12 protein-coding genes are annotated in these 13268 nt (G+C 45.3%); 8 read left to right on the top strand and 4 right to left on the bottom strand.

What is annotated here, in order from left to right; all coding sequences use genetic code 11:
- From topA to NI470_RS03445, 8 genes are all read left to right on the top strand, one after another.
- Window positions 1-2643 (top strand): type I DNA topoisomerase, encoded by a 2643-nt coding sequence (gene topA, locus NI470_RS03480; protein WP_004278474.1) that lies wholly within the window; start codon window positions 1-3, stop codon window positions 2641-2643.
- Window positions 2644-2736: 93 nt separating this feature from the next.
- Window positions 2737-3540 carry an NYN domain-containing protein gene (locus tag NI470_RS03475; protein ID WP_034439084.1) on the top strand — a complete coding sequence of 268 codons (804 nt, stop codon included), beginning with the start codon at window positions 2737-2739 and terminating at the stop codon, window positions 3538-3540.
- Between the two features lie 5 nt (window positions 3541-3545).
- Window positions 3546-4301: a hypothetical protein gene (locus NI470_RS03470; RefSeq protein ID WP_253147723.1), complete on the top strand. Its 756-nt coding sequence runs from the start codon at window positions 3546-3548 to the stop codon at window positions 4299-4301.
- Window positions 4302-4366: 65 nt separating this feature from the next.
- Entirely contained in the window at window positions 4367-5506 is a 1140-nt protein-coding gene (locus NI470_RS03465; protein ID WP_253147722.1) for a glycerate kinase, read from the top strand.
- A 152-nt stretch (window positions 5507-5658) separates the two neighbouring features.
- Window positions 5659-7647 carry an ATP-dependent helicase gene (locus tag NI470_RS03460; protein ID WP_253147721.1) on the top strand — a complete coding sequence of 663 codons (1989 nt, stop codon included), beginning with the start codon at window positions 5659-5661 and terminating at the stop codon, window positions 7645-7647.
- Between the two features lie 83 nt (window positions 7648-7730).
- Window positions 7731-7982: an RNA recognition motif domain-containing protein gene (locus NI470_RS03455; protein ID WP_004729489.1), complete on the top strand. Its 252-nt coding sequence runs from the start codon at window positions 7731-7733 to the stop codon at window positions 7980-7982.
- A 193-nt stretch (window positions 7983-8175) separates the two neighbouring features.
- Window positions 8176-8679, top strand: coding sequence for a DUF6586 family protein (locus NI470_RS03450; RefSeq protein ID WP_253147720.1), 504 nt, complete (start codon window positions 8176-8178; stop codon window positions 8677-8679).
- 105 nt (window positions 8680-8784) lie between these two features.
- The gene (locus NI470_RS03445) at window positions 8785-9063 is read left to right on the top strand and encodes a hypothetical protein (RefSeq protein WP_004278462.1); all 279 of its coding nucleotides are present in this window, start codon (window positions 8785-8787) and stop codon (window positions 9061-9063) included.
- 259 nt (window positions 9064-9322) lie between these two features.
- Here NI470_RS03445 and NI470_RS03440 read toward each other — a convergent pair whose 3' ends face one another.
- The 4 genes from NI470_RS03440 to NI470_RS03425 form a co-directional block, all read right to left on the bottom strand.
- The gene (locus tag NI470_RS03440) at window positions 9323-11038 is read right to left on the bottom strand and encodes a cation:proton antiporter (RefSeq protein WP_253147719.1); all 1716 of its coding nucleotides are present in this window, start codon (window positions 11036-11038) and stop codon (window positions 9323-9325) included.
- Window positions 11039-11172: 134 nt separating this feature from the next.
- Window positions 11173-11328: a 50S ribosomal protein L33 gene (gene rpmG, locus NI470_RS03435; RefSeq protein WP_001205031.1), complete on the bottom strand. Its 156-nt coding sequence runs from the start codon at window positions 11326-11328 to the stop codon at window positions 11173-11175.
- 12 nt (window positions 11329-11340) lie between these two features.
- On the bottom strand, window positions 11341-11577 hold the full coding sequence (gene rpmB, locus NI470_RS03430; RefSeq protein WP_000048256.1) for a 50S ribosomal protein L28: 237 nt from the start codon (window positions 11575-11577) through the stop codon (window positions 11341-11343).
- A 165-nt stretch (window positions 11578-11742) separates the two neighbouring features.
- Window positions 11743-13191, bottom strand: coding sequence for a coniferyl aldehyde dehydrogenase (locus tag NI470_RS03425; protein ID WP_004278439.1), 1449 nt, complete (start codon window positions 13189-13191; stop codon window positions 11743-11745).
- Window positions 13192-13268 lie beyond the last annotated feature (77 nt).

Here is a 13268-nt window from a genome sequence, read left to right as displayed (position 1 = left end):
ATGGCGAACGCTCCTCGGTCCACATCAAAAAGCAGCACAGCGAAGTCTCCCGACGCTGGAAGCAAGCGTGCCCTAGTGATTGTGGAGTCGCCTGCAAAAGCGAAAACAATCAATAAGTACCTTGGTCCGAACTACATCGTAAAATCATCAGTGGGTCATGTGCGTGACTTGCCGACAGGCGGTTCTGCAAAATCGACAGAGAAAAAACCGGCGACACGTACCAAACTGACGGATGCAGAAAAAGCTGAAAAATCACAGAATGCGTTGATTAACCGCATGGGTGTCGATCCGGAACATGACTGGAAAGCCAAATACGAAGTCCTTCCTGGCAAAGAACATGTGGTTGCCGAACTGAAAAAACTGGCATCGCAAGTCGATGAAGTCTATCTGGCAACGGATATGGACAGGGAAGGAGAGGCGATTGCCTGGCATTTAAAAGAAGTCATCGGTGGTGATGATTCGCGTTATCAGCGTGTGGTCTTCAACGAAATTACCAAAAACGCGATTCAGGATGCCTTTAAGCATCCGTCACGTCTGGATACCAATAAAGTCAATGCACAGCAGGCACGCCGTTTCCTGGATCGTGTCGTGGGCTTTATGATTTCGCCATTGCTTTGGGAAAAGATTGCCCGTGGTCTGTCGGCCGGTCGTGTACAGTCGGTTGCGGTGAAGCTGGTAGTCGAGCGTGAACGTGAAATTCGTGCCTTCATTCCTGAGGAATACTGGCAGGTGTTTGCCGATACCAAATCGAAAAAAGATGATATTCGTCTCGAAGCAGTCAAGCAAAATGGCAAGACGCTCAAGCTGCGCAACAAAGCCGAAACTGATGCCTTATTAAACCTGATCAAAGATGCTGATTATACGGTTTCTGCACGTGAAGATAAGCCAACCAAGGTTAATCCAAGTGCGCCGTATATCACGTCAACGCTACAACAGGCAGCCAGTACCCGTCTCGGTTTTTCTGTGAAGAAAACCATGATGCTGGCGCAGCGCCTGTATGAAGCCGGTTTCATTACCTATATGCGTACCGACTCGACATTCTTGAGTGATGATGCGGTGAATATGGTGCGTGGCCATATCGAATCGGAGTTTGGCGAGAAATATTTGCCTGCCAAGCCGAACCGTTATGGCAATAAAGCCGGTGCGCAAGAAGCGCATGAAGCCATTCGTCCATCTATGGTTGGCTTAAAAGGCGACAGCCTAGTGGGTGTTGAGCGTGATGCACAGCGCCTCTATGACTTGATCTGGCGCCAGTTTGTTGCCTGTCAGATGACTCCGGCAGAATATTTGTCTTCTACCATTTTAGTGGATGCTAATGGTGTAGAGCTGAAAGCCAAAGGTCGTACCTTGGTCTTTGATGGTTTTACTCGCGTGCGTGGTGCCAATAAAGCTGATGACGATATTTTATTGCCTGCGGTCAAAGTCGGTGAAGTCCTTAAACTTGAGAAACTTGATCCATCTCAACATTTCACTAAACCACCAGCACGTTTTACCGAAGCCTCACTGGTCAAAGAACTCGAGAAAAAAGGCATTGGCCGTCCATCGACCTATGCAGCGATTATTTCGACGATTCAGGATCGTGGTTATGTGAAACTGGATAACCGTCGTCTCTATGCCGAGAAGATGGGTGAGATCGTTACCGATCGTCTGGATGAAAATTTTAGTAATCTGATGAACTATGCCTTTACCGCAGATCTTGAAGGTCAGCTGGATAAAGTAGCAGATGGTGAGCGTAACTGGAAAGAGTTATTAGACAGCTTCTATGGCGATTTTAAGCAACGTTTGACTACGGCGCAGGGTGAGAACGGTATGCGCCGCAATCAGCCTGTAGAAGTGGATGCAGTACACTGTAAAGAATGTGACCGTCCAATGCAGATTCGTACCGGAACCACAGGCGTATTCTTGGGTTGTTCAGGCTATAACCTACCGCCGAAAGAGCGTTGTAAAGGAACCTTGAACCTGACACCAGTTGAGTCTCTGGCTGCATTATCTGATGATGAGGCTGCGGAAACTGCTGACTTGATGTCGAAGAAGCGTTGTCCGATCTGTGAAACTGCCATGGACAGCTATGTGATTGATGGCGGCCGTAAACTGCATATCTGTGGGAATAACCCGGACTGTAGTGGTTTTGAACTTGAAGAAGGTGAGTTCAAAATTAAAGGCTATGATGGCCCGAGTATCCCATGCGACAAGTGTGATGGTGAAATGCAGCTGAAGACGGGTCGTTTTGGTCCGTATTTTGCCTGTACCAGCTGTGACAATACCCGTAAAGTCTTAAAGAGCGGTCAGCCTGCGCCTCCACGTGTGGATCCGATCAAGATGGAGCATTTACGTTCTGCCAAGCATGACGATTTCTTTGTACTGCGTGACGGTGCAGCCGGTTTATTCCTGGCGGCAAGCAAGTTCCCGAAAGTGCGTGAAACCCGTGCACCGAAAGTGGCCGAGATTCGTTCTGTTGCCGACCAGCTTGATCCAAAGTATCAGTTTATCTTGCAGGCACCTGATGTGGACCCGGAAGGGAATCCAACTCTGGTAAAATTTAGCCGTAAGAACCAGTCACAATATATTGGTTCGGAAACTGCAGAAGGCAAGCAAACCAAATGGTCTCTGGTTTATCAGGACGGAAAATGGGTTGAAGCCTAAACTCTAAGATTCAAAAAAATGCTGACGAAAGTCGGCATTTTTTATGTCAGAATCATGTATATAAAAAATTAAAAATAATATCTTGGGGTGGATGTGGATATTCAGACAAAAAAGTTCGCTGTATTAATCGATGCGGATAATTCTTCTATCAACGCGATTTCATCGGTATTGGAGGAAGTTGCGAAATATGGAATTGCCAGTGTCAAACGTGTGTATGGGGACTGGAGCAGCGAAACTTTAAAGAAATGGCGAGATGTACTCCTTCCTCATGCCATCACTCCGGTACAACAATTCGCTTATACCAAGGGTAAAGATGCGACGGATATGATCCTGATCATTGATGCTATGGATTTACTTTATGCAGGTGCATTAGATGGATTTTGTATCGTATCCAGCGATAGCGATTTCACGCCCTTAGCTTCACGTATTCGTGAAAATGGTCTAACAGTGTATGGCTTTGGCAAAAAAGCTACTCCTGAAGCATTTAAGAAAGCCTGTGACAAGTTCATTTATATCGAAAACTTACTTGTAGATAGTGAAATTAAAAATAATGAGGATGGTGAAGAAACAGGATCAATAGATAAAAAAGTTTCGGAGATTATCAAGACTAATGGACAAAAAACTATATCTGCGCAAAAGGAAATTCAGTTACCTGAAGGGATGGATCGAGCTACGCTTAACTTAATTTATAAAGCTGTAAAAGATAATGCAGATGATAATGGATGGGCGAATTTAGGGATGGTCGGGCAGTATATCAGTGCAGTAAAGCCTGATTTTGACTCTCGTAACTATGGTAGAGCCAAATTGTCAGGATTAATAAAAACTTTAAATTTATTTGAAACAAAAATAGAAATGAGTCAGATGTATTTAAGAAAAATGAAAAAGCAGAGTGTGTAATCGATATGTGGAAAAAGATTCGGATTCTGATTTTATTAATCATCTTATTGATTGTCGCGGTCAATGCCTATCGTGATCAAAACCAGAACTGGTCAAAGCCGATTATTGTGTTGCTGCATCCGATTAATGCCGATGGATTACCGACCACACAGCAATATATCCAGCAACTGTCAGCTCAGGACCTGAATGGAGCACGGGAATATCTGGAAAAAGCAGCTCAGCAGTATCGTGGACAGCCGACTTATTTTTATTTTAATTTAGGCCGTGAGCTTCAAGTTCTATCACCCAAAGTCCCTGAGCAAGACTCGCTCATCGATACAGTTTTATGGAGTTTAAAATTCCGGTTCTATGCTTGGAAACAGCGACAGAGTTCAGACCCTTCAGCTAATGTGACTTTATTTTTAAATTACTATGATCCTGTGCAGACCAAGCAATTGAAACATTCCACTGCCTTGCAAAAAGGCCGGATTGGTTCGATAAATCTATTTGCATCCAAACAACAAACTGAACAGAATAAAATTGTCTTGGTCCATGAATTGCTGCATGCCTTTGGCGCTTCGGATAAATATGATTTAGCGACAGGTCAACCGATTTATCCGCTGGGTTATGCATTTCCAGATCAGCAACCCTTATTTCCGCAAACCAAGGCGGAGCTGATGGCAGGACATATTCCACTGTCTCAAACCACCAGTAAAATGCCAGAATCTTTAAATCAAACCTTGATTAATGAGATAACTGCAATTGAACTGGGCTGGAAATAAAGACTTGTGGATAGTGCTGGATTTATCCACAATTTAGACTTCATTTGTGGATAAAAGATCACACCATGCCGCTCACCTTTGTGCTTGCTCCTGACTCGTTTAAAGAAAGCATGTCTGCTGCGCAGGCTTGTCAGGCCATGCAACGCGGTATTCAGAACGTCATTCCGGATGCCAATATTATTCATGTGCCAATGGCTGATGGCGGTGAAGGCACGGTCGATGCACTGATTTCAAGCTTGAAGGGGGAAAGTATTGCATGTGAAGTGACCGGGCCATTATCTGAGCAACGTATTCAGACCTATTGGGGTTTGGTTGATGCAAGCCAGACTGCCGTGATTGAAATGGCCAAGGCCAATGGCATTCATTTATTGAAACCTTCACAGCGTAACCCGATGCTTACTTCGACCTATGGTACAGGAGAAATGATCAAACAAGCATTGGATTTGGATGTGAAAAAAATCATCATTGGGCTCGGTGGCAGTATTACCAATGATGCAGGTGCTGGTATGGCGCAAGCACTGGGTGTGCGGTTTCTAAATTATAAGAGTGAGTCAATTCAGGTCTGTGGTGGAAACTTAGATCTGGTCAAATCAATGGATTTATCCGAACTTGATCCACGTTTAGCAGATACTGAAATAATCTTTGCATCGGATGTCAACAATCCACTGTGTGGACCAAATGGTGCATCGATAATCTTTGGACCACAAAAAGGTGCAACGCCTGAAATGGTCAAGCAGTTGGATCAAAACCTCTGTCATTTCGCCGATGTGGTTGCTCAGCAGATTGGCTGTGATTATCGTCATGTGGCAGGTGCGGGCGCTGCCGGTGGATTGGGTTTTGGTTTAATGGCATTCACTGCTGCTTCCATTCGATCAGGTGTAGAGCTGATGATTGAACAGGTTCAACTGAATGAGAAAATAGCGCAAGCAGATCATGTGTTTACCGGGGAAGGTAAAATTGATTTTCAAACCAAATTTGGCAAAACGCCATTTGGTGTGGCGCAGGTTGCAAAACACTTCAATAAACCGGTGATTGCTTTTGCGGGTCTAGTCGGTGAAGGGATTGAGGATTTGTTTGAGTCAGGATTTAGCCAGATTGTTGGGATTAATCCGCCAGATTGTCCTTTAGAGGAAGCCTTAAATAATGCAGAAATGAACTTGGAGAAAGCTGTCGCTGAGATAGTTAAAAATCTTTTGACAGAGTGAAAGTATTTCTCTCTCCTGTAATCCAGCACGCCCTGTCGTTAGCTAATATCAAATCAGGAAATAAAATTGGAGACAGTGTCAGGGCAACTGAAAAGCCATAATTCTGGAAGCGATCTGTTAAACTACATACATCCACAAAATGATAAGTGAAAATGAGTTTAGCCACCCTGATTGATGAATTAAATCCCCAACAAAAGCAAGCAGCGACTACAGAAGCAAAACACAGTTTGGTGCTGGCCGGGGCAGGTTGTGGCAAAACCAAAACCATCGTGGCACGCGCAGCTTACTTGATTGAACAGGGCGTGCCTGCCAACCAGATTCAGATTCTGACCTTTACCCGCCGGGCAGCCAGTGAAATTGTGGCGCGTGTCGAACTGGCACTCGGTGGACAAGCCAAGGGGCTGCGAGCCTCGACCTTTCATACCTTCTGTATGTATCTGCTGCGCCGTATTCCGAAAGCTTTTGGCCTTGAACAGTTTTCGATTATTGATCGTGATGACCAGCTGATGATGTTTCGCCTGATTCGCGGTCGTGATGACAAGAAAAACCCCAATCATTTACCTAAGCCTCAGGAACTATGTGACCTGTATTCTTTTGCACGGAATACCCGGCAAAAACTTAGTCTGGCACTGGAAAAACAGATGCCGGAATATCTGGCTCTCAAAGACCAGATTGCCGAAATCATGAAAGAATACGAAGCACGTAAGCAGGCGCGCAGCTTTCTGGACTATGACGATATTCTGGCGGTAGTTGCCACGGCGCTGGCACAGTCCGAAGGTCTGGTCGACTATGTCGCTTCGATCTGCCGGCATATGCTAGTCGATGAAATGCAGGATACCAATCCATTGCAATGGGCTTTGCTGGAGCCACTGAAAGACCAGATTAGCCTGTTCTGTGTCGGTGATGATGCGCAGTCGATTTATGGTTTTCGTGGTGCAGACTTTGAAAATATTCACCATTTCAAAGAGCGTGTGCCAGATGCGCAGATTTTTAAATTAGAAAAAAACTACCGCTCGACCCAGGAAATTCTGGATCTGTCCAACTGGCTGCTCGATCAGTCTGAAATCAAATATGACAAACGTCTGGAAGCGTATCGCGGAGAAGGTGTAAAGCCGCGCATGCATATTTTCCCGAATGAGTTTGATGAAGCCAAATGGATCGCGATTGATATTAAAGAGCGTCATTATCTGCAAGGTAGTAAGTGGGGCGAGCATATGGTGCTGGTTCGTTCCAGTTTTGCCGCACGGCATATTGAGGCAGCCTGTATCGCGGCTAATGTGCCGTATCGCTTTATTGGTGGCATGAAGCTGCTGGAAACGGCGCATGTCAAAGATTTGCTCAGCATGCTGCGCGTAGTCGCCAATCCGCTGGATGATATCGCCTGGATGCGTTTCTTGACCCTGTGGAATGGTGTTGGTGATGTGGGTGCCAGTAAGCTATCGCAGCAGTTATTGGCTGAACCGGAAATGGAAGCTATTGCAGATAATTTGGAAAAATTTGGCAAGATACCATTAGAAACCATTCTGATCATGCAGCAGATGAGTGTGCTCAAAGGCGAAGTGCAAGCCTGTGTCGGTCTTGCGATTCAGGCGATTGAATCGCAGTTGGCGGAAAACTATAAAAAGGATTGGCCACGTCGCCAGAGTGATTTTGAACTGGTCAAACAGCTGGCCTCCAAGCATTCGCAGCTGAGTGAGTTTTTAGAGGAATATGTACTGGATCCGGTGTCAATCTCGGAAATCGAGCGCCAGTCGGATCATGATGTGGTGACCTTAATCACCATTCACTCGGCCAAAGGCACCGAGCAAAATGTCTGTTATGTAGCCAATGTGACGCCGGGGAATTATCCGCATGCGCGTGCTCAAGGTGATTTTGATGATGTCGAAGAAGAACGTCGTGTGCTGTATGTGGCGTTGACCCGGGCAAAAAATGAATTAATTCTGACCAAACAGAACCTGAATCATTGGGCGCGGGAAACGGTCGATGAGCAGGGGCGTAAAGTCGAAAGTTATTTCCTGAATGATCTCACCCGGCATTTATGCACCACAGAAACCCATTACAAGACCCGGCAGCAAACGGTAAAAAGTGCCCTGATTGAACGCAAGTCGATTAATTTAGATTTTGGGATTGATCTCGATTAAACTATAGCAAAGTTGTTTCATGCAAAAAGTAGAGTAGGCGCGTGCTTTTTGATATTTTTTGCCTATCTTCTTAAGGTTGTAAGATGAAAATTTTAGTTCGTAATTTAGAACGTACGGTCACAGAAGCCGAATTGCTGAAACTGTTCCAGGAATATGGCACAGTGGAGACCTGTACTTTGGTGCTTGATGCAGCAACAGGCAAATCAAAAGGTTTTGCTTTTGTAGAAATGCCACATGGCCGTGAAGCAGTCAAAGCCATTAAAGGCCTGAACACTTTACGCCTGCACGGACATGGGATCCGCGTGAAAGCCGCAGAAGATAAGCCTCAGGCTTAAACTCAAAAAAGGAGCACTTGATAGGCTCCTTTTTTATGGTCGAAATTTAGCATTGCCGTAGCTGTTCAATCAGCTCAATGCTCTGAATTTCAGTGCTGGATGGATTCAGTCCGAACATCTTTTGATTGCGAAATGCAGGCGAACCTTTTACTTTATAAAAGCCAAAATTTGTTTTAAACCTTAGGAAATCTCGATGACCCGTGTTGCTCGCTATCATGCGGACCGTACCAATCAAAAACTGTATTTCGCCCGTCTATCCTGCCAGCAAGCAGAGCAAACCGAACATGTACAACAGGCTCAGGCACAACGTGAAGCAACTGTGTTTCATTTGCATGGTGCTTTGTTAGCATTTTTACAGGAACTGGTGCGTTACTATCGCCTGAATGATCCTCATCCGACGCTAAAATCGATCGAAGAACTGATGGCGGCCAAAGGCCAGATTTTGCCAGAAGTGGCGGTATTGCAACATTTGTCCAAGAGCGGTTTCATTGCGGAACTGAAACGTGCTTATCGTCTGTGCCAGTATGCGCCCGAACCAAGTACCCCAGAACCTGAAGACGAAACCTCCTCAAATCTCATCATTAAAGTCACACAGTCTCCACAAGCATGGTTACCTGATACTGCTATATTGAGGGAGTGGCATCGTGACCTGACGCAATTAATTGATGGTTTTCGTAATGAGATGATTGAATTTTAATCGGATCGGCTGTACTTGAAATTGCAATTTTTAACCCTATATCAATTACTCTAATGATGCAAAGTGCACCCGGCGCTTTGCCACCATGTTGAACATGGAGGATATATGTCTATAGAACAGTTGAAAGATTTATTTGGTAATCAAGACGCGATTTTAGAACTCGTTCAACTTGAAGGTGGCGCGTTGGCTCTACGCAATGCAGGCTCACATAAACAGCCTTTGGTCATGATTCAATTTAATGATGAGGTGAAAGCTCTACTTGGAGAGCAGACGCCCGTGATTGCGCAACAGATGATTCAGGCAGCACTCTATGGTTTGCTGGAACAGCAGGTCAATGAGTGGCAGGCTGAAGTTGTGGATGAAGAACCAAAGTATATGAGTTAATTGTTGAAATTTATTTAGAAAGCACACTACTATTGGTGTGCTTTTTGAGTTTTATAGGTTATTAAATTAGGCAGATTTTAAGTATCACAAAGACGTTCATTTAAAATGAAGATGAAAAATCATTATTTTAAAATTTGGGTCATGAGCAGTCTGAAGCCAGTGAGTTAATAAAATCTTTGGCTCGGAGATATATTGATGTCCATAAAAAAGTTGCCAGATCCGACAACTTTTTTATTTGGTGTTGATTAAAAGAAAAACTTTAATGAGAAGGCGTATGCTGATGCGCGATCTCAATCTGGTTCAAAATATGATTGCTCATATTTTTTGCCATTTCTTCTTTGGCATAATAAACCGCACCGATATTATCCCGACGAATGGCTTCAGCTTCTTCCTTGCTTTCTGCACAGACCAGTACCTGAATTTGTGGATTCAAGGTCTTGGCAATGTCGACAATTTTATGAATATCGATGATATCCATAGGCGAAATGACCAGTAAGCGCGCATGCTGAATATGTGCCTGAATCAGTACTCCGGCTTCAGTGGCTATACCAGAAACCGCAGCAATGCCTTTCTCACGTAGGTTTTCGACGATATCACGGTTTTCTTCGGCAATCACCACCTTGATGTTTTCTTCCATCAATGAGCGGGTAATGCGACGTCCCACCTCACCATGGCCAATAATGACCACCTGATCGCGCAGGTAATCCTGTGAGACTTCATCCGGCAACATTGCCAAAGGGTCACCACTGCGTTCCAGTAAGCGGGCCAGAGTAGAGCGTTCCCGAATCCATTTCTGTACCGGCTCAATCGCGGAAAAGATAAAGGAGTTAAGCGTAATCGAAATTAAGGCACCTGCCAGAATCAGGTTTTGACCTTCCAGCGAAAGCAGATTGAGCGAAACACCGAGTGCAGCCAAAATAAAGGAGAACTCACCAATCTGTGCCAGAGAAGCACCGACGGTCAAAGCGGTATTGATCGGATAACGGAAGAACAGCACCAGTGCCATCGCGGCAATAGTTTTACCAATCATGATAATCCCGACCACGGCCAGTACATGTAAAGGCTGTTCCAGCAGGATGCGCGGATCAAACAGCATGCCGACGGAGACAAAGAATAAAATCGAGAAAATTTCACGCAGTGGCAAGGTTTCTTCTTCGGCACGATGACTGAAATCAGATTCTTTCACCACCATCCCGGCAAAGAAAGCACCCAGTGCCATCGACACGCCAAAGATCTTATAGGCACCAAAGGCAATCGAGACGGCAGCAGCCACCACTGTTAAGGTAAACAGCTCACGTGAACCCAGACGTGCCACCACCTGTATGATCATCGGAATCAAGCGTTTACCAATAATCAGCATGAAGGCAATAAAGCCTGCGACTTTAAGTAAGGTAATCCCTAAGGTAAGCCAGATATTCTCATCGCTTGCGCCTTCCAGCGCCTGCCCACCTAAAAGTACCGCAGTGGCAGGTAACAGTACCAGCGCCAAGACCATAACCAGATCTTCGACCAGCAACCAGCCAACAGCAATCCGGCCATTGATCGAATCGAGCAGGCCACGATCACCAAGGGCTTTGAGTAGAACCACGGTACTGGCACAGGACAGGCTTAGGCCGAAGACCAGCGCTGAACCAAAGCTCCAGCCCCACAGCATCGAAACTCCGATTCCGAGCAAGGTGGCAACTGCAATCTGTAAAATCGCACCAGGCAGGGCAATCCGGCGTACCTGCATCAGATCGTTTAGGGAAAAATGCATTCCGACGCCAAACATCAGGAACATGACGCCTAATTCTGCCAACTGGTTGGCCAGATGAATATCACCGACCACACCGGGCGTGTGGGGACTAATCAGAATGCCGGCAATGAGATAGCCGATCAAAGGGGGGAGACGTAGCCGTGCAGCGAGATAGCCAAAGACCAAAGCTAAGCCAAAACCAACAGCCAGTAATATAATGAGCTCTACGTCATGTGGCACTAAATACTCCTTTAGCTAGGTTTGCTGGGAAATAAGCACAAAAAGTGCCAAAACATGCAGAAAGTTTATCAAGTCGGATAAAAAAAGTGCAAAAAAAACGACCCGCAAAGGTCGTTTTTTTAAAGAAACTAAAATTATTTGATTTTAGCTTCTTTGAAGATTACGTGTTGACGGATTTTTGGATCAAATTTTTTGATTTCCATTTTTTCCGGCATAGTACGTTTGTTCTTAGTCGTGGTATAGAAATAACCTGTACCAGCTGAAGAAACTAAGCGAATTTTATCACGCATGGTTCAGACTCCTTAGATCTTTTGACCTTGAGCACGTAGGTCAGCAACAACCTTTTCAATGCCCAATTTGTCGATAATACGCATACCTTTAGTGGTTAAACGAAGACGTACAAAACGTTTTTCGCTTTCTAACCAGAAACGGTGGTGGTGCAGGTTCGGCTCGAACCGGCGCTTAGTTTTGTTGTTGGCGTGTGAGACGTTGTTACCAACGACTGGACGCTTGCCGGTAACTTGGCAAACCTTAGACATGGTGTAACTCCATTGATTTAGCCAACAGCAAATCTGTATGGCCAGTCAAAAATAAACGGATTGAAATCATTCAAGGGGCGTTTTATATCAAAAATGCGCTTAAAAGACAAGCGATTTTCGTCAAAACGCGGCACGAACTATATCGATAGCTCATGCCTTGATCATTTAGCGGAGAAGTGTCTTCGAAATCAGCTTGTGAATCGGTTTATTGAACGGTGGCAGAATGTATTTCAAGCTGTACAGCTTTGGATTCGACATTACTGAGCGTTCATGCGACAAACTGAAGAAGCCTTCTGGGCCATGGTATTTACCCATACCTGATGCACCGACACCCCCAAATGGTAGATCGTCCTGCGCAACATGGGTCAGTACCGTATTTTGCCCGAAATGCCCTGAATGGGTACGCTGTGCGACATAATCGGCACGCGCCTGATCAAAGTCGAAGTAGTATAAAGCAAGTGGACGTGGACGGCTATTAATAAAGTCGATGACATCGTCAATTTGATCATATTCCATGATCGGTAACAGTGGGCCAAAGATTTCATGCTGCATGATCTGCATCATCGGGGTGACATTGGTCACGATGGTCGGTGCAATCTTGCGCAGATCAGCCGAGTTTTCACTACGCGGATTAATTTCAATGACTTGCGCACCCTGTTCACGCGCATCATCCAGATAGCCTTGCAGACGGTTATATTGTTTGACATTAATAATCGAGGTGTAATCCTGATTATGGGTGATATCCGGATACATGCTTTCGACACAGGCTTTAAAGTGATCAATGAACTCGGCAGTTTTTCCGAGAGGCAGGAACATATAGTCTGGCGCTACACAGGTCTGACCGGCATTCCAGAGTTTGCCCACCGCAATCCGCTGCGCGACATCGCGCAGATCAATCGATGGATGCACCAGTACTGGCGATTTACCGCCCAGTTCCAGAATCACCGGCACCAGATTTTCGGCAGCGGCTGCCATGACGGTTTTACCGACTGCAGTTGAGCCGGTGAAAATCAGTTTATCGAAAGGCAAACGACAGAAAGCATCTGAAATCACACCGCCACCATTCACCACAGCGACCAATTCTTTAGGGAAGGCTTCAGCCAAAGCTTTTTCTAAAACTTCACCAAAGGCAGCGGATGCACTGGAAATTTTGATCATGGCATGGTTGCCGGCCGCCAGTGCGCAAATCAGGGGGCCAATCGACAACAACAGCGGATAGTTCCATGGTGCGATAATCCCAACCACGCCTAAAGGCTGATATTGTACCCAGGCTTTAGCCGGCTGATGAATAATGCCGACATGACGCTTGGAGGGTTTCATCCACCGGGTCAGGTTTTTGCTGTAATATTTGATATGTTCCAGACAGGTGAGCAGTTCACCAATCTTGGTTTCCCCGATTGAACGGTTACCATAGTCCTGATTAATTGCATCAGCAAATTGATCTTGATACTTAACTAAGATACGCTTAAGTCGAGCTAAACGATCGATACGTTCCTTTGCAGTCGGCAGAGGGTAGTGTAAGTAAGCGTGTTTTTGTTGCGCCAAGACTTCATTCAGATATTGGCTATCAAAAAAATGTGGTGTCATTGATGTTGTTTTTGTGTGACTGTTCATGCCGCACTACCATTATTCAAAAATCGATTAATTAATTTTTAGAGCAAATACTCTAATTAGTCAAGTGACTTTGTGTG

Source organism: Acinetobacter lwoffii, from assembly GCF_024129115.1.
Taxonomy (GTDB): domain Bacteria; phylum Pseudomonadota; class Gammaproteobacteria; order Pseudomonadales; family Moraxellaceae; genus Acinetobacter; species Acinetobacter lwoffii_T.
The sequence above is the reverse complement of the archived record's forward strand: the minus strand, read 5'-3'. Positions and strand labels throughout refer to the sequence as shown.